21 protein-coding genes are annotated in these 23,219 nt (G+C 51.0%); 14 read left to right on the forward strand and 7 right to left on the reverse strand.

Translation table 11 applies throughout. The annotated features are described in order from the left end of the window. Nucleotide 1 precedes the first annotated feature (1 nt). The 7 genes from MTX78_RS05250 (at nucleotide 2) to MTX78_RS05280 (ending at nucleotide 6,938) form a co-directional block, all read left to right on the forward strand. Nucleotides 2-904, forward strand: a complete 903-nt coding sequence (locus MTX78_RS05250) for a glycosyltransferase (protein WP_243800543.1) — start codon at nucleotides 2-4, stop codon at nucleotides 902-904. Between the two features lie 23 nt (nucleotides 905-927). Next, complete coding sequence (locus MTX78_RS05255; RefSeq protein WP_243800544.1) at nucleotides 928-2,148, forward strand: glycosyltransferase; 1,221 nt, start codon at nucleotides 928-930, stop codon at nucleotides 2,146-2,148. A 38-nt stretch (nucleotides 2,149-2,186) separates the two neighbouring features. Beyond that, nucleotides 2,187-2,918 (forward strand): WbqC family protein, encoded by a 732-nt coding sequence (locus MTX78_RS05260; protein ID WP_243800545.1) that lies wholly within the window; start codon nucleotides 2,187-2,189, stop codon nucleotides 2,916-2,918. Continuing rightward, nucleotides 2,915-3,868 carry a glycosyltransferase family 2 protein gene (locus MTX78_RS05265; RefSeq protein ID WP_243800546.1) on the forward strand — a complete coding sequence of 318 codons (954 nt, stop codon included), beginning with the start codon at nucleotides 2,915-2,917 and terminating at the stop codon, nucleotides 3,866-3,868. Before MTX78_RS05260 ends, MTX78_RS05265 begins: the two co-directional genes overlap by 4 nt. A gap of 10 nt (nucleotides 3,869-3,878) precedes the next feature. After that, entirely contained in the window at nucleotides 3,879-4,580 is a 702-nt protein-coding gene (locus MTX78_RS05270) for a formyltransferase family protein (protein WP_243800547.1), read from the forward strand. Nucleotides 4,581-4,709: 129 nt separating this feature from the next. Then, nucleotides 4,710-5,843, forward strand: coding sequence for a dTDP-4-amino-4,6-dideoxygalactose transaminase (gene rffA, locus MTX78_RS05275; RefSeq protein ID WP_243800548.1), 1,134 nt, complete (start codon nucleotides 4,710-4,712; stop codon nucleotides 5,841-5,843). 27 nt (nucleotides 5,844-5,870) lie between these two features. Beyond that, nucleotides 5,871-6,938, forward strand: coding sequence for a glycosyltransferase family 4 protein (locus MTX78_RS05280; RefSeq protein ID WP_243800549.1), 1,068 nt, complete (start codon nucleotides 5,871-5,873; stop codon nucleotides 6,936-6,938). Nucleotides 6,939-6,973: 35 nt separating this feature from the next. Here MTX78_RS05280 and MTX78_RS05285 read toward each other — a convergent pair whose 3' ends face one another. Beyond that, nucleotides 6,974-8,320 carry a hypothetical protein gene (locus tag MTX78_RS05285; protein WP_243800550.1) on the reverse strand — a complete coding sequence of 449 codons (1,347 nt, stop codon included), beginning with the start codon at nucleotides 8,318-8,320 and terminating at the stop codon, nucleotides 6,974-6,976. A gap of 18 nt (nucleotides 8,321-8,338) precedes the next feature. Beyond that, complete coding sequence (locus tag MTX78_RS05290; RefSeq protein ID WP_243800552.1) at nucleotides 8,339-9,583, reverse strand: tol-pal system protein YbgF; 1,245 nt, start codon at nucleotides 9,581-9,583, stop codon at nucleotides 8,339-8,341. A 109-nt stretch (nucleotides 9,584-9,692) separates the two neighbouring features. Here MTX78_RS05290 and MTX78_RS05295 point away from each other — a divergent pair, with 109 nt between their 5' ends. From MTX78_RS05295 to obgE, 6 genes are all read left to right on the forward strand, one after another. Then, nucleotides 9,693-10,607: a M20/M25/M40 family metallo-hydrolase gene (locus MTX78_RS05295; RefSeq protein ID WP_243800553.1), complete on the forward strand. Its 915-nt coding sequence runs from the start codon at nucleotides 9,693-9,695 to the stop codon at nucleotides 10,605-10,607. 71 nt (nucleotides 10,608-10,678) lie between these two features. Next, nucleotides 10,679-11,854 carry an acyltransferase family protein gene (locus tag MTX78_RS05300; RefSeq protein WP_243800555.1) on the forward strand — a complete coding sequence of 392 codons (1,176 nt, stop codon included), beginning with the start codon at nucleotides 10,679-10,681 and terminating at the stop codon, nucleotides 11,852-11,854. Nucleotides 11,855-11,950: 96 nt separating this feature from the next. Then, complete coding sequence (locus MTX78_RS05305) at nucleotides 11,951-14,194, forward strand: sodium-translocating pyrophosphatase (protein ID WP_243800557.1); 2,244 nt, start codon at nucleotides 11,951-11,953, stop codon at nucleotides 14,192-14,194. Nucleotides 14,195-14,451: 257 nt separating this feature from the next. Then, nucleotides 14,452-14,925 carry a hypoxanthine phosphoribosyltransferase gene (gene hpt, locus MTX78_RS05310; protein ID WP_317258928.1) on the forward strand — a complete coding sequence of 158 codons (474 nt, stop codon included), beginning with the start codon at nucleotides 14,452-14,454 and terminating at the stop codon, nucleotides 14,923-14,925. 111 nt (nucleotides 14,926-15,036) lie between these two features. Beyond that, the gene (locus MTX78_RS05315) at nucleotides 15,037-15,660 is read left to right on the forward strand and encodes an adenylate kinase (protein WP_243800561.1); all 624 of its coding nucleotides are present in this window, start codon (nucleotides 15,037-15,039) and stop codon (nucleotides 15,658-15,660) included. Nucleotides 15,661-15,842: 182 nt separating this feature from the next. After that, nucleotides 15,843-16,835, forward strand: coding sequence for a GTPase ObgE (gene obgE / locus MTX78_RS05320; RefSeq protein ID WP_243800566.1), 993 nt, complete (start codon nucleotides 15,843-15,845; stop codon nucleotides 16,833-16,835). 23 nt (nucleotides 16,836-16,858) lie between these two features. Here the strand turns inward: obgE and MTX78_RS05325 are convergent, their stop codons facing one another. The 5 genes from MTX78_RS05325 to rfbF form a co-directional block, all read right to left on the reverse strand. Then, nucleotides 16,859-17,848: an exostosin domain-containing protein gene (locus MTX78_RS05325; protein ID WP_243800567.1), complete on the reverse strand. Its 990-nt coding sequence runs from the start codon at nucleotides 17,846-17,848 to the stop codon at nucleotides 16,859-16,861. Nucleotides 17,849-17,931: 83 nt separating this feature from the next. Continuing rightward, nucleotides 17,932-19,275, reverse strand: a complete 1,344-nt coding sequence (locus MTX78_RS05330; protein WP_243800569.1) for an NAD(P)H-dependent oxidoreductase — start codon at nucleotides 19,273-19,275, stop codon at nucleotides 17,932-17,934. A 110-nt stretch (nucleotides 19,276-19,385) separates the two neighbouring features. Beyond that, nucleotides 19,386-19,940: a dTDP-4-dehydrorhamnose 3,5-epimerase gene (gene rfbC / locus MTX78_RS05335; RefSeq protein ID WP_243800571.1), complete on the reverse strand. Its 555-nt coding sequence runs from the start codon at nucleotides 19,938-19,940 to the stop codon at nucleotides 19,386-19,388. A gap of 36 nt (nucleotides 19,941-19,976) precedes the next feature. Further along, nucleotides 19,977-21,083, reverse strand: a complete 1,107-nt coding sequence (locus MTX78_RS05340; protein WP_243800572.1) for an NAD-dependent epimerase/dehydratase family protein — start codon at nucleotides 21,081-21,083, stop codon at nucleotides 19,977-19,979. Nucleotides 21,084-21,245: 162 nt separating this feature from the next. Continuing rightward, on the reverse strand, nucleotides 21,246-22,094 hold the full coding sequence (gene rfbF / locus MTX78_RS05345) for a glucose-1-phosphate cytidylyltransferase (RefSeq protein ID WP_243800574.1): 849 nt from the start codon (nucleotides 22,092-22,094) through the stop codon (nucleotides 21,246-21,248). A gap of 322 nt (nucleotides 22,095-22,416) precedes the next feature. On the opposite strand from rfbF, the gene MTX78_RS05350 reads away from it, so the two are divergent. Next, on the forward strand, nucleotides 22,417-23,163 hold the full coding sequence (locus tag MTX78_RS05350; protein WP_243800576.1) for a nucleotide exchange factor GrpE: 747 nt from the start codon (nucleotides 22,417-22,419) through the stop codon (nucleotides 23,161-23,163). Nucleotides 23,164-23,219: the final 56 nt, after the last annotated feature.

Consider the following 23,219-nt stretch of genomic DNA (forward strand, 5'->3'; position numbering starts at 1 on the left):
CATGCTTGCTCCATTCTTTACCGTCGTTATCCCAACCTATAACCGTGCTGGCTTTATTGCGGATACACTGCGTTCCGTATTAGCTCAAAGTTTTTCGGCCTTCGAAATTGTAGTGGTAGACGATGGGAGCAAGGACAACACAGCTGCTGTTGTGCAGCAGTTTACGGATGCACGGCTGCACTACCATGCCAAAGAAAACGGCGAGCGAGGGTTGGCGCGCAACTACGGGGTAGCCCGTGCACAAGGGGAGTACGTGTTGTTTCTGGATTCTGATGATGTGTTGCATCCCAACCATTTGGCGACGCTACACGCCGGGATTCAGGAGCAGAACCAGCCCAATTTCATTGCCACCAAGTTCGACTTCAACCGCAACGGACAGCGAACTTCCAGCGACTTGGCGACGCTACCGGCTGGTCGTTACGGCCTGGATTTCTTTTTGCAAGGCAATGCATTAGCCTGCAACATCTGTGTGCGCCGGCAAAATCCAGGACTGAAACTGTTCGAAGAAGACCGATCCTTCGCGGCGGTAGAAGACTGGATGTTTATGCTTGAAAACACCCAGGCAGACACCGTGTATTTGCTGGATGCTGTAACGCTGACCATGAACGACCACGACGCTCGCTCCATGCGGGCCGACAACCAAGGGCTTATTCGGCGGTGGTTGCGGCTTATGCAATGGGTGGCAACTCGTTTGACTCTTACGTCTGCGCAGAGTCAGCAATTGCAAGGGCATATCTATTACCTATGCGCCATTCATTCCTACGCCGACAACCATCGGCGACAGGCTATTGGGTTCTTACGGCAGGCTTGGCCACGGCTGCCTTTGCGTAAGGCGCTGCCGCTAGCCTTACGCATTGTGGCTGGCCCGCGACTGATAGGACTGGTAAAAGGAGCGCGGGGTTGAATTTAAGTTAGAGGTCTTCGCTGATGAATCTGCTTTTTCTAAGTTACTGGGGTCTGGAAGATCCACTTACTATTTCCACGGTGTTTCCTCATCTGCGGCTGCTTCAGCAGTTGCCAGAAGTGAAGCACATTCTGTTAGTTACCATTGAACGAGGGGCCTCGGCAACCAAGGAGTTGCAGTTTGCACCTGGGTTTGCCGTAGACAAGATTACGTTTTCGCCGTTGCGTAGCCGGCAAAACCAGCCGTTGCTACTCAACAAGATTGATGACTTTGTACGCTTTCCCAATGAATTGATACAATTGGTGCAGCGTCATGCTATTGAAGTGATAATCGGGCGGGGCGCCCCAGCAGGGGCCTTGGCGTACTTGGTCTGGAAGAAGACCCGCACACCGTTCCTAGTGGAATCGTTCGAGCCCCATGCCGATTATATGCTCGAGTCAGGAGTGTGGAAAGGATATGATCCCCGATATCTTTTTCAACGGTATTGGGAAAAGAAGCAAAAGCAGCTTGCTGTTGGCCTGATGCCTGTTGCGGAAAATTACCGCCGTAAGCTTATTCAGGAAGGTATTCCAGCCGGCAATATTGTTACGGTTCCTTGCTCGGTGAACGTAACAGATTTCAGTTATGATTCAGCCAGCGGCCAACGCGTACGTGCCCGTTTGGGTATTGCGGCCGATGCGCCTGTTGGTATCTATGTAGGCAAGTTTGGCGACATCTACTACGATGCCGAAGCTTTTGATTTGTTCCGGGACGCGGCGGCCTTCTTCGGACCACAGTTCCGTTTGCTGGTGCTCACACCTAACCCCGAAGCCGAGGTGCGAGCTAAGTTAACTAAGGTAGGATTCACTGCCGAACAGGTGTTTGTAACCAAAGCGCCGCATGCCGAGGTGCCAAATTATTTATCGGCGGCAGATTTTGCCTTTGCCACTATTAAACCTGCTGAGTGCCGCCGCTTCTGCTCGCCCATTAAAGTAGGAGAGTATTGGGCGGCGGGGTTGCCTGTGCTTCTCACAGAAGGCGTCGGCGACGACAGTGACATTATCAAGCAGGAGGGAGGCGGTGCCACGTTCAATCTAGATAATCCTGCCACTGTACCTGCGGCGCTAGAGCGCATTGGAGCGTTGTTGCAACAGCCCGACTACCGTGAAGCTATCCGGGCGCTGGCAATCCGCCACCGTACGGTGGCGCGCGCCGCGGAAGCTTATCAACAACTATTATTGCCTTTGGCTGCGCAACATGCGTAAGGCTGATTTTACCTGGTGTTGTTAGCTACTATTAAACGGTGCCTGATTTCAACAAGAAAGTTGCCATTCTGCAGTCCAATTACATTCCTTGGCGGGGCTACTTCGACTTGATTGCCAGCGTAGACGAATTTATTGTCTACGATGATATGCAATACACCAAAAACGACTGGCGCAACCGCAACCGCATTCGTACAGCGCACGGCACGCACTGGTTGACTATACCAGTACGCCGTACCACCCTACAGCAGCGTATTCGCGACACCAAAGTAATGGACCAGCGCTGGGCTACACAGCATTGGCGCACACTCAGCCAAGCCTACGCCCGCGCGGCACACTTTCAGTTCGGGTGCGAACTATTAGCTGATTTATACACCGCAGCCACTGCACTAGAGCGTTTAAGCGAAATCAACCTGCTATTCCTGACTGCTATTTGCAAGGCGTTGGGAATTCAAACGCGCCTTACCCCTTGCTCTGCCTACGACTACGACCCGGTGGCCGACCGTACAACGCGCTTGATGCAATTACTACACGCCGCAGGCGGCACTAGCTACCTTTCCGGACCAGCAGCAAAGCAGTATGTAAACCAAGAGCAGATGCTAGCCGCTGGTATAACGGTGCACTGGATGGATTACAACGGATATTTGCCTTACAACCAAGTACACGGTGGCCCCTTTGAGCCCGCTGTATCTATTGTAGATGTAATATTCAACGCGGGCCCGACTGCTTCGCAGTATATACGTGCCAGTAGTAATTACGCCGCCGGAACATGACTACGCCAACTGTAACTCCAGTGGTAGAGTACTCCGTAGTGGTGCCGGTGTTCCAGGGACAGGATACGCTACGCCTGCTAGTTGATGAGTTGCAGAAGTTCTTTGTTGGGGCTGGCTACACCTACGAACTGATATTCGTGCATGATGGGGGCCAGGCAGCAGCCTGGAACCGTATAGTGCAACTACGACAAGAGCTAGGACCCGGCACGGTAAAGGCTATCCGGTTGTCGCGCAATTTTGGTCAGCATAATGCGCTGTTATGTGGCTTCAGCTATGCGAGTGGGCGCTTCATCATTACGCTAGACGAAGATCTGCAACACGCTCCGGCAGACATTTCCTTGCTTATTCAGCGTCAAGCTGAGGGTGACTTTGATGTCGTGTATGGCTGCTACTCGGAACCCCAACACGCTGGGTGGCGCAACGTGACATCGGGCTTGCTGCGGCGTATGCTACGCTTAGGCATTCCAGACTTGCATCCTGACTATTCCGCGTTTAGACTCTTGAAAACGACCGTGGCGCGGCACTGTTTGGGCATGCAAAACTCATATACATTTCTGGATGGCTACCTCACGTGGGTAACAAGCAGCATCAGCAGTGTGCCAGTAACCCACCACCCCCGGGTTATTGGCAGCAGCAGCTATACCGTAGGCCGGCTGGTGCGGCATTCGGTGAATATTTTCATCACGTTCTCTGATGTGCCTGTGCGGCTGCTAACCTACACGTCGTTGGTCTTATTCAGTTGCACTACGGGCTACTCTCTGTATATTCTGCTCCGCAAGCTGATCTACAACGACCTGTTGCCTGGTTTTGCCTCGCTCATCATTGCCATCGGGTTTGGGACGGGGTTGCTACTGCTGGGCATGGGAATTCTAGGAGAATACATCCACCGCATCAACCAGAAAATCACCAAGCGGCCTGACTTTGTGGTGCGGGAAACATATACCGACTGATGCCACGAAGATGAGCGACATAGCGCCGCAAGAACCCGTACGCGTTGGCTTTCTGGTATCTGGCAACGGAGGGTCCCTCAAGTTTGTACACCACGTGCTAGCTTATCTGAAGCTGCCTTTTGTGGTGACAGCTGTGTTGGCAGATCGGGCCTGTGGAGCCCTGGAATATGCCCGTGCTGTTGGCTTGCCTTGCCAGCTGTTGGACTATACCCGCAAGGATGCAGGTGCCTTGCAACAAGCTTTACAGGAGGCATCCCCCGACGTCGTGGTTACCAATATTCATAAAATCATTGACGCCGAGACGCTGCGCTTGCTACCTGGCCGGTTTATCAATTTGCACTACTCTTTGCTGCCAGCTTTCAAGGGGCTCATTGGAATGCAAACCATTGATAAGGCCCGGGAGCTAAACGTTACGGTGGTAGGAGCTACTTGCCATGAGGTAGACGAACAAGTGGACAACGGACGGTGCTTAGCTCAATTTGCCGTTGGTGTGGACTGGAGCCGGGATACACTGCCTGAGGTATACGAACTCGTTTTTCGGGGAGCATGCTTGGCACTGCTACAAGGCTTGTTGCAACACCGCCATACCACTTCAAAGCACACACAACACGTAGTGAACCTGCTAGACCGCCCATCAATTTTTGCGCCTGCCTTAAGTTTTCCAGCTGAAGCATTGGACGAGGCGTTCTGGCAGTATTTGAAAAAACACTAAGCTTCAGCAGAAAACGAGTTGCTGCGTGATGCTGCTGAAACTTCCGCTTACCAAATAGTAAATACGTCCTGGCTTCGTTGGAATCCTGCTAGTTTTGTTGTCCGCTTCGCGGTAGCCGACTGTAGTACTATGCTTATTCCATTCAACAAGCCCTATTTCGTCGGTACCGAAACGCGTTATATTGAGGAGGCAGTGCGTTCCGGCAAACTGTCCGGTGATGGTATGTTCACGCGGCGTTGTGAAGAATGGGTACAAGCTAAGCTTGAAGTGCCGCGGGCTTTACTTACTACTTCAGGTACCGATGCGCTGGAACTAGCGGCCCTGCTACTTGATATTGAGCCTGGCGACGAAGTATTGCTACCTAGTTTCACATTTTCCTCTACTGCTACTGCTTTTGCCTTACGCGGGGCGCGGCTGGTGTTTGTAGATAGCAGCGCCTCCAGCCCCGCTTTCGACGCTACCCAACTAGCCTCTTTGGTTACTGCCCGCACTCGCGCTATTGCGCCTGTGCACTACGGCGGCGTAGCCTGCGACATGGCTACCGTACTCGAAGTAGCCAAGCGCTACCATTTGACTGTGGTGGAGGATGCAGCACAGGCGCTTGGTGGCAGCTTCAACGGACAGCCTCTGGGTACACTAGGAGCACTAGGCGCTTTCTCCTTCCACGAGACCAAGAATGTAACGGCAGGAGGGGAAGGGGGCATGCTAGTGATAAGCGACCCAACACTGATAAAGCGAGCCGAAATCCTGCGCGAGAAGGGTACCAATCGGGCCGCTTTCTTTCGAGGCGAGGTAGCAAAGTATAATTGGGTGGATGTCGGCTCTTCATTCTTGCCTGCCGAAATAAATGCCGCTTTTCTGTGGGCCCAATTAGAGCAATTGGATGTTATCCAACAACGCCGCCAAGCCATTTGGACTCGTTACTTCGAGGAACTGCAACCGTTGCTAGCACTTGGGATAAGCTTGCCCGATATTCCTTCCTACACCACTCAAAATGGTCATCTGTTTTATGTGGTGTGTCGCAATTCAAATGAGCAAACCGCTCTAATTGCTTATCTAAAGTCTGAAAGCATTACGGCTATATTTCATTATCAGCCTTTGCATAGTAGTCCGTACTACGCCTCCCGCCACGACGGGCGCGAACTGACTTGGGCAACTCACTACGCCAATTGTTTGGTTCGCCTACCTTTGTATACCGAATTGGAGGTGAGCCAGCAGCAACGCATTATTCGGGCGGTGCTGCGTTTCTACCAACGGTTATAATTATTTCTGATTGCCTTTCTGCCGCGTATGCGCATACTTTTCGTCGTTCCGTACCCAACTGGCAAAGCACCCTCGCAGCGGTTTCGGTTCGAACAGTACTTGGACCTTCTAACGCGGGCTGGACATTCATATCGGCTGGCTCCTTTTCTCTCCGATGCCACTTGGGCCATCCTGTACAAACCAGGGCAAGCAGGTGCAAAGGCGCTTGGTATTCTGGGCGGCTTTTTGCGCCGGATAGCATTGCTATTTTCAGCGCCTGCCTACGATTATGTGTTCGTGCATCGCGAAGCCTCTCCCATTGGCCCACCTATTTTCGAATGGCTACTGGCCAAGGTATTAGGCAAAAAAGTCATTTATGATTTCGATGACGCTATCTGGATTCCCAATACTTCGGAGGCCAATAAGATAGTGGCTGGTGTGAAATGGCACCACAAAGTGGCGAGCATCTGCCGGTGGTCGTACAAAATCAGTTGCGGCAACACCTACCTGCGTGATTATGCCGGGCAGTACAATGCTGCCGCTGTAGTGAACCCAACCACCATCGACACGGTGCATTTACACAACCGTATCCGTGACCAGCGTGCTCCGGGCCGGTTAGTTATTGGTTGGACCGGAACGCATTCCACACTCAAGTACCTAGAGCAAATAGTGCCGGTAATAGCCGAACTAGAAACTCGCTATGATTTCGAATTTCGGGTTATTTCCAACCAACCTCCTGCGCTGCCGCTTAAGTCACTGCGGTTTCAGCCGTGGCGTAAGGAAACGGAAATCGAGGACTTGGTAGGCTTGCATGTAGGCCTAATGCCGCTCGAAGATGATCCTTGGGCGAAAGGAAAGTGTGCGTTCAAAGCATTGCAATACATGGCCCTCGGCATTCCAGCCCTAGTATCACCGGTGGGAATGAACACAGAGGTAGTACAATCTGGTGTGAACGGGTACGTGTGCAACAGTGCAGAAGAATGGCGCAACGCCATTGAATCGCTGTTGCTTGATCCCCAAATGCGTATTCAGCTAGGTGAGGCAGCGCGAGCTACCGTCGTGCAACGCTATTCTGTGCAATCCAATGAAGACAACTTTCTGCGGTTGTTCTCCTGAAAGTGCTGCTTAAAGGAATTTACCTGCCATGCAGTTTACGCTGCTACTGCTCTTCGCGCCTGCGTGGCTTGCGGCTTGCGTGTAGCATCTGCATAAAGAATAATTAGGGCTGATAAGTAGAAAGGCATCAAGGGAATTTTGTAGCGCACCAAGGTGCCAAAGTTGCCGCTGTTAACTCCAACCCCAATTGCAAGGATAATTGTGAATATAAGGCAGAAAGAAAGTACTGGACGAGCCCCAATGAGCCGTATACTGCGCATCACTCCTGCTTTTAGAAGAATGCTCATCGTAAACCAACTAAACCAGAGCGCTTCGAGCGCCGACAAGAACATAATTGGGTTGCGAGATTCCCAGACAAACGGTCGATAGAGCGTTACGAAAACGGCTTGGGGAGCTACACTAGCTATGCTGCCAAGACTTCCATCTAACTTGCCAATGTTGTAGCCAGAGCCTTGGTCTTTCGTCCGGCTATACAGGGCCTGCTGGGTGATTCTGCTTCGCTCGCCAATTTTGTCTACGTCGAAACGTTCGTCTCCTTCCGTAAGATTTACGGAACCGAAGTAACCCACTGTCAGGCCAACTACAACAAAAAATGGCTTAAGCAGGCTGCGAAGGAATGCATTACTAATACGTTGGCTGTTTTCGTTGAATACCCAGAAAAGCGCTGGAGCTAAGAATGACATCAGGATGTACACCTTGATCATAATTAAGAGGTACGCTCCAACTCCCCCGAATAAAGCGGCCCGCAGAATATTACGTTTCAGAATAAGCCCATAATAAAAGCCATAAAAAACCCATCCTAGCGCGCCCAGACACAGGGAGTCTTTCATCAAACCAGAGCCCCAGAAAAACACAGAAGGTAAAAAGAATGCCGCTGTAGCTAATTGTTTATAAGCAGCAGGATACAATCTGATAAAAACAATGTACATAGCCCACACACCGGTGAAGCTTATTAGTGCAAAAAATAACGCAAGAACAGTATAACAGTTAAAGCAAAGTAGCCCTAGCCAAGCTACAATTCGCACCACAAAAAACTCCGTATTGTCGCCGCCACTGGCGCCAAACCAAAACATGCGAGCCGTGTAGCGCGTGATTTCAGGAGAATTTTCACTTGCAGTGATAAGCTTCAAACCAGTGCTAAACGATTCCTTGAAGGCTTCGTTGATGATTGTAGCATGGTAGTGATAATTGAAGGTGTCACCCCCGCCGTAGTAAAACTGATAGATCAGTCCTAATGCAATAGCTCCAACAAATTTCAGTGTAAGAGCTGGAATGAAATATTTTACAGTGAAAACGTTCGTGACCTTCGGTCGTATGGCATACGCTAGCGCATAGAAGAGCACTAGATAGAAAGGTGTAATGAACAGATCCTGGAGTTGCATAGGCGCTAGGGGGTAAGCCTACTTCTTGTTTTTCTTCAGATAAGCCCTTGCCTCCCGGTAAGCAGCCGATTTATTGTCGGCAATGTCCCGCACGATGGTATAGTAGCGGCGAGCAGCGGCAGTATCTTTCTCCTTCTCAGCTATGCGGGCTAAGTTGTAATTGGAGTGCAGGTAGAAGCCTCCTTTCACTTCTTCGGTGAGTTCCGAGAAAACAATGCACCGCTGGTAGTAATCTTTCGACTTCTCGAAATCCTTGTAGCGGTTCTGCATCAACCAGCCTAAAAAATAGGTGGCGTAGCGTCCGCTAGTAGCTTCGTAGCTAGGCATGCCCTGATTGAGCTTGGACAGGATTTCCAGGCTCAGGCGCTCACATTCGCGAAAGTCGCCAAGGTTGAAGCACGACAACGCGTAGAACCGTTGGAAATAGCCGTTGTCGGGGTAAGTCTTGGCTAAGCTACGGGCAATAGGAGCAGCCGCTTCCCAGTTGTTCTCCTCGTTGTTGAGAATGCGCATCAAAAAGACCTTGGCTTCCGGACCCACGTAGAAGCCATTCTCAGCCACACTGCGCAACTGTTGTAATCCTAGCTGCTTGTTCCCTTTCGGAAACAATAGCAATACAGGCTTTAACAGCGGGTAGTTAGTGGGAATCCAGACAGCATAATAATTGAAAAGCGCCTGTCCGAACAAGAATTCTGGACTCAGCCCATTGGCTTCTTTGCTTAGCTCTAAATACTTCAGGGCGCGCTTGGCGCTAATAGTGGCCTTGGGCCAGTTAGAACGCTCGGCATTCAACCGCCCATCAAAGCCATAAGCAGCTGCCAAGAAAAAGCAAGCCTCGTAGTTCTTATCATCAGCATCAAACTGTGCTTCTGCCTTTTGGATGGTGGTATCCATGTAAGCAAAGAACAGTTTGTCGTATTGCTTGGTCTTGATATTAGTAGGCACGATTTTCCACCATTGACTGAGCCCCATCAGAAAATAAGGCATTGGGTGGTTGGGATAACGCCGCCGCAATGAGCGGAACTGTTTTTCAGCTCGGTCATATTTGCAGTTATACAAGTTCTGCACGGCCCCTTCCAACTCAGTCTGGATATCTTTGTCCAGCAAGAGCCAACCTTTGGTGTTGGCTGTGGGCATGATATCGACGTTCTCGGTTTCGATATTGCGGATGGGAGAAGACGACCGGGTGGTATCGGCCCGCTGTGCTAGTGCCAGAAAAGGCAACAACAACAGTAACAGGATAAATCGGAGGCGAAGAATCATAGAAACAGTTACTTGCAGGTACTACTACGGCGTGGGCCGCAGCAGTGCCCCCCAGTGGGACAACTAAAGTATGGCTTTTGTCCTAGTTTTGAATAAATAACTGCTCGTTATGAAGCTTTTACACACCTTATGTCGCATTGCGGCACCTTCCGGAAACGAAGCGCCACTCACGCAGTATCTTTTAGAGTACATCAAGGAACAGCAAAGCAACTGGCTGGTTCAACCTACCATCCTAGCCGGAGACGAATGGCAGGATTGTATTATGTTGGTCTTCGGCGCGCCGCGCACAGCTGTTTTTGCCCATATAGATAGTATCGGATTCACTGTCCGCTATGGTCAACAGCTTGTGCGGATTGGTGGCCCGGTTGTAGAAGCTGGCTCCCGCCTCGTGGGGCGCGATGCACAAGGCGAAATAGAATGTGAGCTAACCATCGACGAGGAAACCGGGGAAATAGGCTATGAGTTCACGCGCGAGATTGAGCGGGGCACCGAACTAACCTTCCGTTGCGACTTCCGCGAGACAGAAACTACTGTACAAAGCTGCTATCTCGATAATCGCCTCGGCGTGTGGAACGCATTGCGGCTTTGCGAAACTCTTGAAAATGGCATTGTTGCCTTTAGCTGCTGGGAAGAACACGGCGGCGGCTCGGTAGCCTATCTAGCCAAGCATATCTACGAAACCTACGGTGTGCGGCAAGCTCTGATTTCGGACATTACCTGGGTAACTGAAGGCGTGCAGCCAGGGCAAGGTGTTGTCATCTCCTTGCGCGACTCACTTATTCCCCGTCGTGCCTATGTAGAGCGCATTCGCCGTATTGCGGAGGCATCTGGTGTAGCGCATCAACTAGAAGTGGAAGGCAGCGGCGGCTCTGATGCGAAAGAATTGCAACATGGTGCCCAACCTTGGGACTGGTGCTTTATCGGTGCTCCCGAAAACAATGTGCATTCTCCTGACGAGATAGTAGACAAGCGCGACATCGCCAGCATGCTGGAACTGTACCAAGTATTGATGAGAGAATTGTAAGGACTATAGAGGAAATATATGGAATCAAGCACAAATTTGAAGTTTACTAATTACTCATCTTACTCAATAGCGTGTCGGTACTAACTTCTACATCCAGTAAAACAGTTGAGCATCTATCGTATCAAGAGCTTGATATTCTGCATTCTCTGCGTGGTTTCTGTGCTTTCTATGTGGTAATATTTCATGCCAAATTTATTCTCTGGTCTGGGGGAAACCAGTATTTACAGATGCACCCGCGTGCCACGTGGCAGATACTCGATTACATTCTTTTCGGGCTTGACATGTTTAGCGCGGCAGGCTATGAGATGGTTATCTTTTTCTTCACGCTATCAGGATTCTTTATTCGGTATGCGCAACTGCGTAAACATCGGCGTCCAATAGCCTTTTATATCAACCGGATAGTTCGCATTTATCCTCCCTATTTGTTTTCGGTGCTATTGGCCTGCGGCGTGTTGCTTGCACTTGGTATACTAGCGCCAGAAGCTTTAACTGGGGCTCCGGAAAGGGAGTTGAATCCTGCTTTGCAGGAAGCAAGACAACAATTATTGAATTTTCACCTTTCCGATTTGCTGCTAGTAGTTGGCTTCTTGAAGAACAACGAGTTTTACACTGGTTACAACGAAGTGTATTGGTCATTGCTACCAGAAGCGTTGTTCTATCTAGGAGTGCCCTTATTCTTCTGGCGAATCAAATGGTACTACATAATCTCTGTGCTGATTTATGTGTTTAATCTCTTCAACTCGTCATTAGTAATTGATAATGCGATAGTCAATTATATGTTGACATATAATTTCTACTTCGCAATTGGGGTAGCACTGTATGACTTGGTGATATTCACTGAATGGCTTCGCTGGGTAAGAAGAGTTTCCAGCAAGCTGCTTTTTGTAGTAGCTGTAATGCTATTCGGGTTGATGCTTGTAGCCGCAGTGACCAAGCTCAAACCTCTATCAGGGACTCTTGCTGCTATTCTAGCATTCTTAAGTATATCTTCTTTGCTAGCGGGTAAGGTGTCGCCTAAGAATTGGCTGGTACGAGCCACGCACTCTATTGGAATATACAGCTTCTCACTTTATCTGTATCATTTCCCTCTCCTGATACTGTGCTATGCAGGGCTAGTATGGCTGACAGGTGATTTAGTTATCTACGCGCGCTATTACTGGCTAGCAGTGCCCTTAGTGACTATGCTTAGTTACGCATTGTATTTGGTAACGGAACGAGCATCCGTGAACTACTTTAGAAAAGTATAGCCGCGGGGAAAGCGCAGAGTGACTTGAATATTAGGTAATAAACTTTATTTTACCCATTCGATTCTTGTTTCTCTACACTTCCAACCCCACCGCTTTATGATGAGTTTTCTATACGTCGTGCCCGCACTTGGGCTACTGGCTTTAGTGTACACGTGGTTTCGCTCTGGCTGGGTAAGCCGGCAGGATGCCGGAGACGAGCGCATGCGCACCATTGCCGGCTATATCGCCGATGGGGCTATTGCTTTCCTGAAAGCAGAATACAGGGTGATGGTGTTCTTCGGCCTTATTGCTGGCGCCTTCCTATTTTATCTGGGCAGTACAGGTGAAAAATCCAGCCCTATAATTGTCATTGCCTTTGTCATTGGAGCCCTGCTGTCGGCGGCGGCTGGGTTTATTGGGATGAAGATTGCCACGAAAGCGAATGTGCGTACGGCGCAAGCTGCGCGTACCAGTCTCTCAAATGCCCTGAACGTATCCTTCTCAGGAGGCTCAGTGATGGGTATGGGCGTAGCCGGCTTAGCCGTGTTGGGATTGGGCTCGCTGTTTATTGTGTTCTACCAGCTATTCGTAGTGAACACGGGAGGTAGTGCTAACGGCGTTGAGATGGAAACCGCTCTTGAAGTGCTAACCGGCTTTTCCCTCGGAGCCGAAAGCATTGCGCTTTTCGCTCGGGTAGGAGGAGGAATTTATACCAAGGCTGCTGACGTTGGAGCCGACCTGGTAGGCAAAGTGGAAGCCGGTATTCCAGAAGACGACCCTCGCAACCCCGCCACCATTGCCGACAACGTAGGGGATAACGTGGGCGACGTGGCTGGGATGGGAGCTGACCTGTTTGGATCCTATGTCGCGACCATCTTAGCTACGATGGTGCTAGGGCGCGAAGTGGTAGCCAATGGCGACCAGTTTCAGGGTCTTTCCCCCATCTTGCTGCCTATGGTAATTGCCGGCATGGGCATTGTAGCCTCCCTGATAGGCATTCTATTGGTACGCGTAAAAGAAAACGGCAACGTGCAAGCCGCCCTCAACTTCGGCAACTATGTGTCGGTAGCAGTGTCGGCAGCAGCATCCTACTTCATCATCCGCTGGATGCTCCCAGCAGGTGACTTGATTATCGGTCGGCCTGGTTCGGTGCCATTCAATTCCCTGGATGTTTTCTGGGCAGTAGTAGTAGGCTTGGTAGTGGGTACACTGATGAGTATTATCACGGAGTATTATACGGCCATGGGAAAGCGGCCCGTGCTGAGCATTGTACGCCAGAGCAGCACTGGGCACGCTACCACCGTAATCGGGGGCATATCGGTGGGCATGGAATCGACGGTGCTACCAATTATCGTGCTGGCGGCTGGTATCGTACTTAGCTTCGAGTGTGCGGGCCTCTACGGAGTGGCCATTGCGGCAGCCGGTATGATGGCCACTACAGCTATGCAGTTGGCTATTGATGCCTTTGGACCTATTGCCGACAATGCTGGCGGAATTGCCGAGATGAGTGAATTGCCCAAGGAAGTACGGGAGCGTACCGATATTCTGGACGCCGTAGGCAACACCACAGCAGCCACGGGCAAGGGCTTCGCTATTGCTTCGGCTGCTCTTACCTCGCTGGCTCTTTTTGCGGCGTTCATGGGCACGGCCAAAATCACCTCCATCGACATCAGCAATGCCCGCGTGCTGGCGGGGTTGTTCGTTGGCGCTATGATTCCTTTTATCTTCTCGGGACTGGCTATTGCAGCCGTGGGCCGGGCGGCTATGGCGATGGTGCAGGAAGTGCGGCGCCAATTCCGTGAGATTCCTGGCATCATGGAAGGCACTGGCCGGCCGGAGTATGAGAAGTGCGTAGCTATTTCCACCCAGGCTGCCATCCGCGAGATGATGCTGCCAGGTGCCATTGCGCTCATCGTCCCTATCATTATTGGCTTTGCTTTCGGTCCTGAAGTACTGGGTGGTACCTTGGCTGGCGTCACGGTGAGCGGAGTGCTGATGGCCATCTTCCAAAGCAATGCCGGGGGAGCTTGGGACAATGCTAAAAAGTCGTTTGAAAAGGGCGTGATGATTGATGGCGTGATGCAATACAAAGGTTCAGATGCGCACAAAGCTTCTGTTACTGGCGATACCGTTGGCGACCCTTTCAAGGATACCTCTGGTCCTTCCATGAACATTCTCATCAAGCTCATGAGCATTGTGTCCCTGGTGATTGCGCCACACATTGCTGCTCCCGATCGTGGAGTTGCCCCTGCCCAAGGAAAACGCCCCATTGATATGCAGGCCCGCCCCCATGTGCGCTACACCGACTCCGGGGCGCACGCGACAGAAGCGCTGTTCGTGCTGCTGCGTCAGCAACTGTAGTACCTGGCTTGAACCGAATGGTCCTAGCTAGTATGCCGCTCGAAGACGGATGGTCCTGCTATCTGTACAGCAGCACTCGGCGGTAACCATTCTACTGGGCTGTAGACAGAAGAGCCGCCTTTCCGTACCGGGGAGGCGGCCTTTTCTATTACCTTTGACGGCTCGCTCCCCTGCGGCCCAACCCCATACGGATGAACCCGGATCATATCTCGCTGCATAACAAACAGTTTGAGCCCTATTTATCGGCTGAGCGCCTTATGGCGGCAATCACTGAACTTGCCGTGCAGCTCAACCAGGAGTACGCCAACAAAACACCTCTCTTTGTGGCAGTGCTCAATGGCTCGTTCATGTTCGCTGCCGACTTGATGAAAGCCATGCATATTCCTTGCGAAATCTCTTTCATTCGAGTCGCTTCGTACCAAGGAACCAGTAGCACAGGTAAAGTACAGGAGGTGTTAGGCCTTACGGAGGATATAGCTGGCCGCCACGTCGTAGTTCTCGAAGACATTGTGGATACCGGGCACACCATGAAAATGCTGCTCGATACACTAGGTGCTCAAGCACCAGCCTCCTTGGAAGTAGCCACATTGTTCATGAAGCCCGAATGCCTGCAGCATGAGCTGGCTATCCGGTACGTGGGGCTCAGTATTCCCAACGACTTCATTGTTGGCTATGGCCTCGACTATGATGGCTTGGGCCGCAACTACCCAGATGTGTACAAGGCAGTGTAACCTACCTTCGGGAATCAGCAGCTAAAATTCGCTGGTGAGCCTAGTAGCTTTAACTTTCCTTGCTTATCTTTCTCAACCCCATCTAATTTTTTCCTGATAAACCCACACGCTATGCTGAATATCGTGCTTTTCGGCCCGCCTGGTGCCGGCAAAGGAACGCAGAGCCAGAAGCTGATTGCCCGTTACAATCTAGTGCACCTTTCCACCGGTGACTTGCTCCGTTCCCAAATTGCGCAAGGTACCGAACTAGGCCTGCGTGCCAAGAAGCTCATGGACGAAGGGTTGCTTGTGCCTGATGAGGTAGTGATTGGCATGATTGAGAGCCAACTAGCTGGCAATACCGGAGTAGCTGGCTTTATCTTCGACGGCTTTCCACGTACTGTGCCCCAAGCCGAAAGCCTCGATGCCCTTATGCAGCGCTACGATACCGGTGTATCCTGCATGATAGCCCTGGAAGTAGCCGAAGAGGAACTGGTGAAACGCTTGCTCGAGCGTGGCAAAACCAGCAACCGCACCGACGACCAAGACGAAACCAAGATCCGCAAACGTGTAACGGTGTACAACACCGAAACGGCGCAGGTGGCTGGATTCTACGCTGCACAGCATAAATTTCATGCCCTAAACGGTATTGGAGGCATTGACGAAATATTTCAGCAAATCTGCACCATCATCGACCAGCACCAAGCTGCTACCACCGAAGATACCCGGCAGGCAACCGACGAAGTAAAAGCGTAACTTTGCGGCCATAACCGCGCGAGTCTATCATCCTGACGCAGGAAGGACCTTATCACGTAAGAACGGTTGTTGTCACAACGACTTTTCTTGTTTGGTAAGGTCCTTTTTTTCAATGTGCCGGCTACGGATGGTAGCTATTTTGGGGTAGGCCCCCTATCAGTTTTAATTCAGCATTTTTCTCAGTGGCTTCTAATAACTTCATCGACTACGTCAAAATCAACTGCCGCTCCGGAGCGGGCGGAGCGGGTTCACACCACTTTTTCCGTGCCAAAGGCCTGCCAAACGGCGGCCCTGATGGTGGCGACGGTGGCCGTGGTGGTCATATTATCTTGGAGGGTAATTCGCAGCTTTGGACTTTGCTGCACTTGCAATACCAAAAGCATTTAATTGCCAAACCGGGACAGGGCGGTGGCGAAAACCTGCGCACTGGCGCGCAAGGCGACGATATTATTATTCAAGTGCCGCTAGGCACTATTGCTCGTGATGCCGAAACGGGTGAGAAGAAGCTGGAAATCACGGAACACGGCCAGCGCCTCATTCTTACCCCTGGTGGCCGTGGTGGCCTCGGCAACGACCATTTTAAATCCGCTACCAACCAAGCACCAACCTACGCGCAGCCTGGTGAGCCGGGCATCGACGAGTGGGTGATTCTGGAGCTGAAGCTACTGGCTGACGTAGGATTGGTTGGTTTCCCGAACGCAGGCAAAAGCACGTTGCTTTCCGTTGTGTCGGCGGCGAAACCCAAGATTGCAGACTACGCCTTCACCACTCTCACGCCCAACCTAGGTGTGGTAGCTTACCGCGACTACAAGTCGTTTGTAATGGCCGATATCCCGGGCATTATAGAAGGTGCCGCAGAAGGCAAAGGGCTAGGCACCCGCTTCCTGCGGCACATTGAACGTAACTCCATCCTGTTGTTCACGATTGCCTGCGACAGCCCAGACATTGCCGCTGAATACAACGTGCTACTAAGTGAGCTAGAGCAGTTCAACCCGGAGCTATTGGATAAGAACCGCCTGCTGGCTATCACTAAATCCGATATGCTGGACGAAGAGTTGGAAAACGAAATCCGCAGTACACTGCCTACGGATTTGCCGAGCGTATTTATCTCCAGCCTAGCGAACAAAAATATTCAGCAACTAAAAGACCTGATCTGGCATGCACTGCATGCATAACAATGGCAAACAAACCGTACTAACTAATTCTTGAACTTGGCAATCAACCTTTTCCCAGGATAGATAACATTTCGGCGGAAATAATATCTGTAGTAGGAAAAGTATTTATAAAGTTTGAAGTAGATATTCTTTTGCAGGTTGCTCTTGAAATGACCTAGCATCAAAATATTATTCACCGAATAGTTGAATAGACTATCCGGTGCGAAATAATCTTCCCAAGCTTTACGGGCTAACCTAGATTTGATAGCCCAGTTGATTTCTTCTCGCTCAAGAACAGCGGGTATGGTGTGGACCTTATCTTCTGGAATGAAAATGGCAAATTCTTCCCAAGTAGGACCAGCAGGCCGCACCCAGTCATCGGATATAATAACGGGTACTCGACCAGCCTGCATTGTCTCGAACAAGCGAATAGAGGAAGTTCCTATACCCTTGGGGCACAGAATGAATTTGGTATTGGCAATAAGATCGGCGTATTGAATCTGTAAATCCTGGGGCTTCTGATCACTGTACATCTTTTGGTCAGACGTAATAATAACTGCACGTTTATGGTGCAGTTTCATTATTTCCTTCCTTGGCTTGGACTGTGGGTTTCCGTAGAAAGAGAAGAGATAGTCAGGCGTTTCCGAAAAGTCGCACCGTATATAGGGGTTTATGCTTTCTATATAGCAGGTTGCGCAAATCTTGTCGCCATCAAATGCATTTTTGGGAATGCATGTGTATAAACCAGGTAATATGAACCACGGTACATCGTGGGCATTATACATGAAAACTTTGTTCGGATATTTCTTAACTATAGGATGACTCTTTAATTTCCTGAAAAAAGGGTCATGGTGATACCTGGAATTCTCTATAAATAAAATAATGTCTGCTATTTCAGGCGCATCTACTATCTGGTGCTGCTTGTATTTGTCTAGATGCGCATCTTTGAGAAATGTACTTAGCGGTTCAGGATCTTCATAAGCAGACGTTATGAAGACCTTAGCAGCTAAACTAGAAACCTGGTTGGTACCCATAGGTATAAGGTTAATGCACTTATAAATAGCAAGTTGCGTACTCCCATATAGCTTCGGGTGGTACGCAACTTACTGTTTATAAATTAGCTAACAACAGAATTGTCGCTGGAGAGAATAGCAACCGTATTGGCCGAATTGAAATGAGCAGCTTGCTCAGCGCGGAGTTGGTCGATAAGGCGACCTTCCGGCAAAATCACATCGTCGTATGTAAGCACTTCGTCGCGTGCTATATCGCGGCGTAGAATGCAGCCTTCCGCAACGCCGATAGGGAGCAAGTTCTCTGTGAGCGTAACGTCGGCATTTTCGGCCAAGCCGTAGGTGTGATAATGGCCAATACCATCTAACTGCTGCCCGGCCTTAAGGTCGATTTTAGCGGCTGTAACTACCTCAACGCGCATAGGGCCAGCTGGTGCTAGCGCCGCATCTTGGAAGAGAACAGCACGTGCCACTGTAGTTGGTGTTTCGAAGTGGCAAAGGTGATAAGGCGTGTAGAAGCAGTACAGCGGCCCAGGGCCTAGCTTGTAGAGCTTTAGGTAGTGCTGCTGAACCGGATCTTCGATAGTTCCCAAGACAAAAACTCCTGGTCCAGGCTCTGCGCCTACTACATAGTCTACAATGCCAGGGCCACCATTAAGTAGTGGCTCATGAGGATACCATTCGGCAGCTTTCGTGATGGGAGTACCTGGCTCGACGGTAGGGCCTAGCATACCACGGCGTGCTACGCGCATATTCAGGGCGTTAGCAATAACGGCCTGCTCGAAGCTGATTTTGCTGCCATCAGCGAAACTAGTAACCATGCTAGGGTTCTGCCCCCATTGCCGAGCAAACCCTTCCTGCGTGGTTGGGTTGCGGTACGGGTCGTGGAGGCCCTTGATGTTACCGCACAGCACTGGCGTCACACCAATTCCTTTCACAAAGCGGGCAAGGTTGAGCGTCACGCCCGGCTGGTCTCCGTCCGAAACAGTGTATACCACACCAGCACGGTCGGCGTATACTTTCAGAATGGCACCTACTGTGCCGTCGAGTTCGGCGTTGAGAAGGATGATGTGTTTGCCGTGTCGGATGGCTTCCATTACCACATGGGCACCGTGCTCCACGGCCCCTGTTACTTCAATTATGGCATCAATGCCTTCGGCACGGCTCACTAGGAGGGCGTCATCGGTGATGGCGGGCTGTCCTAGCTGGATGCAAGCTTCCAACTGCTCAACGCTACCTACTTCCCGAACACCAGTTACTCCGGCATTGGTATAGGCCTGTCGGGCGTTATCGATGGTGCGGTTGGCAATAGCTACTAACTCCATACCCGGAGTGTAGCGGCAAATTTGGTGGGCTACACCACGGGCCATAAAGCCGGCGCCTATCATGGCTACTCTTATAGGCTTACCGGCCAACTGCCGCTTCTGAAGTGCTGTATCAACAAGTATCATTCTAGTAATATTGAAAAGGAGTTAGAAGACCCGCTCATGGAAAAAAGCGGCAACAAGCATACAAACCCGCCAAACAATGAAGTTTGGCGGGTTTCATGTACATGGATAGGCTATTTTGCCTCTAGGTGTTGGGGAGTGAATACAAAATCAGGATGCTGGCTGTCCTTCTCTGAAACTAGGACAGGCTTGGCAGGCCACTGGATGCCGATCGTGGGATCATTCCAGCGCAAGCCACGCTCTGCACCGGGAGCGTACTTAGCGGATACCTGATACGTAACGTCGCTGTTGTCAACGAGCGTGAGAAAACCGTGCGCAAAGCGGCCCGGCACAAATAGCATGCGGAACGAATCAGCCGTTAGCTCAACTCCAATCCACTGGCCATACGTGGGAGACTCCTCGCGCAAGTCCACGATAACATCGTAAATGGCGCCGCGAGTGCACCGTACTAGTTTCGTTTCTTCATGCGGGGCCAATTGATAATGCATGCCGCGCAATGTTCCTTGGAGCGGATTAGACGACAAATTGGCTTGGAGCGGAGGCATATGGATGCCGTGGGCGGCAAACTCGTCTTCGCACCACGAACGGGCAAAAAAGCCACGCTCATCTGTCCGGCGCTCTACATCAATGATGAAGGCACCAGCAAGCTTAGTTGGGGTAAAAATCATATATATACTACTGGGAAGGAGAGGGGAGCCCGGCGCTTAAACTGTGGCAGCCTGAAGTGCGCTCGTGGCGAAGTAATCCTGAGTGTGGGGCAATGCAGTTGCCCAAGTCAGCGAATCGGTTAATTGACCGGTTTCGCGCAGGCGGCTGATAACTCGCAGACGCATCAGCTCTGAAGAGCGGAACTCAGCGTCGCGGAAATTGATGCCGTTTAGACCATCGCGCAGTTCGACAAGGGTGTCGGCAAGGGTGCGCTGTGGCTGATGGTCGGGGGCGAGCTGGCGGAACAAGCTGAAATCAACCAGGTAGGAGCGCTTGTCGGGTGGAGCAGCTGCATTCAGTGACACTTTGGTGCCAGGAATAGCTTCGGCTACAGCTTCAGCAAGGTCTCGCACTTGGTAGTTCCACGACTCGGATCCTACGTTGATGGCGAGGAAGGTGCCACCGTTGCTGGCTTCGCGCTTCAATGCCCATTCAATAGCCCGGGCCATGTCTTGCACGTGGATTAGCGGACGCCACGGCGACCCGTCGCTCAGGATGGTAATAGTGCCGGAGGCTACTGCGCACGCCACAAAATCGTTTACTACCAAGTCCAGCCGCAGCCGGTCGCTCCAACCACAGGCAGTCGCGAAGCGCAAGCAAGTCACCGAGAAGGTATCATCGGCGAGGGGCTGCAAATCCTGCTCGCTTAGCACCTTGGAGCGAGCATACGCCGTCAATGGATTTAACTCGGAAGTTTCGGTTTTGGCACCTTCGCCGCCTGCGCCATAAATGCTACACGAGCTGGCGAACACAAAAGAACGCACGCCGGCTGCTTTGGCCTGCTGTGCCAAACGAATACCAGCAGCATGGTTTACTTCCAGCGTTACAGCCTCATAGGTTTGCCCCATGGGGTCATTGCTGATAGCTGACAGATGCACAATGGCATCTAAGTTCTGAAGTAGTGCGTCGGGGAACTGACGAACATCGCCGAAGATTTGGCGGTCGAGGAGAGTTTCTGGTAACCGGCCTGCTCCGGTAAGGGAGTGAGCAAAGTAGCCTAAGTCGTAACCAATAAGTTCGGCTTTGGGAAACTGCTGTCGCAAGCGTGCAACAACACCGGGCCCCACATAGCCCATGTTACCAGTAATAAGAATACGATTCATTGAAAAATGAAAATAAAGAGGATGAAACAGGTGGTGTCGGGCGTCAGAGGGACGGAAAACGGTAGTTTTTCTGATCGATCAGGAGCAGCGCAATGAGCCGGACGTCATATCAGTGGCCAGCTTACTCTGCTCTTTGAAACAAGGATAGTGAATTCGAAAGGGTTAGTGGGTTATAAGAGCGCTAGGAGCTGGTACCAATACTTCGGCGGCTGGGGCAGCTGGAGCCGTAATGTTGTCCCATACTTTCCAAGGTGCAGTACCTGCCTGCCAGAGGCCTTCCAGCATGTTACGGTCACGCAGGGTATCCATAGGCTGCCAGAAGCCCGTGTGGCGGAAGGCGCTTAAGCGGCCTTCCGCAGCTAATTGCTCGAGAGGACCTTTTTCCCATACGGTGTCATCGTTGGGGATGTAGTCTAATACGGCAGGCTCAAGTACGAAGAAGCCACCATTGATCCAGGGAGTTTCGCCGCCAGCAGGCTTCTCCGTGAAATCTTGTACTGTAGCCGAGCCTTCGCCCAGGTTGAACACGCCGAAGCGGCCAGGCTGACGAACAGCAGTCAGGGTAGCCATAGCGCTTTGCTCGTGGTGATGCTTGATAGAAGCAGTGATGTCTACATCACCAACACCATCGCCATAGGTGAGGCAGAACGTGCTGTCGCCAATGTACTCACGTACCCGACGCAAACGGCCACCCGTCATCGTCTCTTGGCCGGTGTCTACCAGCGTTACAGTCCAGGGCTCGGCATGAGCGCGGTGCACGTGCATCTCGTTCCGATCCATACGGAACGTAACGTCCGCATTGTGCAGGAAATAGTCGGCGAAGTACTGCTTAATAAGATGGCCCTTGAAGCCACAGCAGATTACGAAATCGGTGATGCCATGGTGGGCATAGATTTTCATAATGTGCCACAGAATGGGGCGCCCCCCAATTTCGACCATGGGCTTTGGCCGCACGGCACTTTCTTCACTGATTCGGGTGCCGTAGCCACCCGCTAAGATTACTGCTTTCATGTAAATGATAATTTAGTTAAGTGTGGAAAGAGGTCGGAGTATCAAGAAATCTAGAATCAGCGCTGAGCTCAGAGTCTGCTTTGATGCTTAGCGTGCTGAAAATTAATTGAGATCTTATAAACTTTCAAATATTTTTCATGAAATTTTCAGTGAAGCTTCATAATAATTTTATATCGTCTTAGATCAGTCTCATAGAAATTCTGTTTGTACTCTATATAGTAGCTACTGCGTCAATACGTTACGAGATTTACAGACCAGTTCTAGCCCTAAATTCAGGTTCCAGCAATTATTCAATCTGGTAGTAAACGAAGGAACCTCCAACATGGACCCAGATGTATTTACGGTGAAAACTAAGGCGGCGGGTTCAGCCTCCTGCATAAATTTGTGTCACAATGGCAGCATGGAAGCCTTTGGCAAACTCCTTGCCCCTTATTCTTGCCATTTGGCTTTAGATGAAGTGAAAAACCCGTTCCGACGAATATTCAATAAGATGGCTGACGATAACAACGTACCGCAGGACGACAACTTGGCTGCAGAGCAAGGGCAAGTAACTGGCGAAATGACGGATAATGAAACTGCTGAAGCACTCGGCAATTCTGCTGGTGAAGAGACTTCAACGGCAGAAGATAGCAAACCTGGGGCCGAACTAAACGAGCTCAAGGATAAATACTTGCGTTTGGCTGCTGAGTTTGAAAATTACAAGCGCCGCACTACCAAGGAGCGTGCTGATTTGTTCAAAACCGCCAACCAGGAGCTTATGGTAGCGTTGCTGCCTGCTCTCGATGATTTCGACCGTGCCCGTAACTTCACCAAGGACACGGAGGATGCCAGCGCTGTGCGCGAGAGCATCGAAATCATCTATAATAAGCTGCAGAAAACGCTGAGCCAGAAAGGGCTTGTTCCTATGGAAGTGAAGGGTAGCTCTTTCGACCCTGATCTGCATGAGGCCATCACCCAGATTCCGGCTCCGTCGGAAGAGTTGAAGGGCAAAATAGTGGACGAGGTAGAGCGTGGATACTATCTCGGCGATAAGGTGATCCGCCACGCGAAAGTGGTACTGGGTCAGTAGAGAACTACCGTCATGCCTGGTTTGGCGTCCGTGCAGCGAAGCCTTAATACTGCTTT

This window comes from Hymenobacter tibetensis, assembly GCF_022827545.1.
GTDB lineage: Bacteria > Bacteroidota > Bacteroidia > Cytophagales > Hymenobacteraceae > Hymenobacter > Hymenobacter tibetensis.

Excerpts from the sequence above, each read along its gene's own strand:
- hpt (WP_317258928.1), top strand. The coding sequence starts at position 14,452 with ATGGCGGCAATCACTGAACTTGCCGTGCAGCTCAACCAGGAGTACGCC.
- MTX78_RS05265 (WP_243800546.1), top strand. The coding sequence starts at position 2,915 with ATGACTACGCCAACTGTAACTCCAGTGGTAGAGTACTCCGTAGTGGTG.
- MTX78_RS05255 (WP_243800544.1), top strand. The coding sequence starts at position 928 with ATGAATCTGCTTTTTCTAAGTTACTGGGGTCTGGAAGATCCACTTACT.
- MTX78_RS05325 (WP_243800567.1), bottom strand. The coding sequence starts at position 17,848 with ATGGGTACCAACCAGGTTTCTAGTTTAGCTGCTAAGGTCTTCATAACG.
- MTX78_RS05280 (WP_243800549.1), top strand. The coding sequence starts at position 5,871 with ATGCGCATACTTTTCGTCGTTCCGTACCCAACTGGCAAAGCACCCTCG.
- MTX78_RS05290 (WP_243800552.1), bottom strand. The coding sequence starts at position 9,583 with ATGATTCTTCGCCTCCGATTTATCCTGTTACTGTTGTTGTTGCCTTTT.
- MTX78_RS05340 (WP_243800572.1), bottom strand. The coding sequence starts at position 21,083 with ATGAATCGTATTCTTATTACTGGTAACATGGGCTATGTGGGGCCCGGT.
- MTX78_RS05330 (WP_243800569.1), bottom strand. The coding sequence starts at position 19,275 with ATGATACTTGTTGATACAGCACTTCAGAAGCGGCAGTTGGCCGGTAAG.
- rfbF (WP_243800574.1), bottom strand. The coding sequence starts at position 22,094 with ATGAAAGCAGTAATCTTAGCGGGTGGCTACGGCACCCGAATCAGTGAA.
- MTX78_RS05350 (WP_243800576.1), top strand. The coding sequence starts at position 22,417 with ATGGACCCAGATGTATTTACGGTGAAAACTAAGGCGGCGGGTTCAGCC.
- rffA (WP_243800548.1), top strand. The coding sequence starts at position 4,710 with ATGCTTATTCCATTCAACAAGCCCTATTTCGTCGGTACCGAAACGCGT.
- MTX78_RS05285 (WP_243800550.1), bottom strand. The coding sequence starts at position 8,320 with ATGCAACTCCAGGATCTGTTCATTACACCTTTCTATCTAGTGCTCTTC.
- MTX78_RS05305 (WP_243800557.1), top strand. The coding sequence starts at position 11,951 with ATGATGAGTTTTCTATACGTCGTGCCCGCACTTGGGCTACTGGCTTTA.
- MTX78_RS05295 (WP_243800553.1), top strand. The coding sequence starts at position 9,693 with ATGAAGCTTTTACACACCTTATGTCGCATTGCGGCACCTTCCGGAAAC.
- MTX78_RS05315 (WP_243800561.1), top strand. The coding sequence starts at position 15,037 with ATGCTGAATATCGTGCTTTTCGGCCCGCCTGGTGCCGGCAAAGGAACG.
- rfbC (WP_243800571.1), bottom strand. The coding sequence starts at position 19,940 with ATGATTTTTACCCCAACTAAGCTTGCTGGTGCCTTCATCATTGATGTA.
- MTX78_RS05250 (WP_243800543.1), top strand. The coding sequence starts at position 2 with ATGCTTGCTCCATTCTTTACCGTCGTTATCCCAACCTATAACCGTGCT.
- MTX78_RS05270 (WP_243800547.1), top strand. The coding sequence starts at position 3,879 with ATGAGCGACATAGCGCCGCAAGAACCCGTACGCGTTGGCTTTCTGGTA.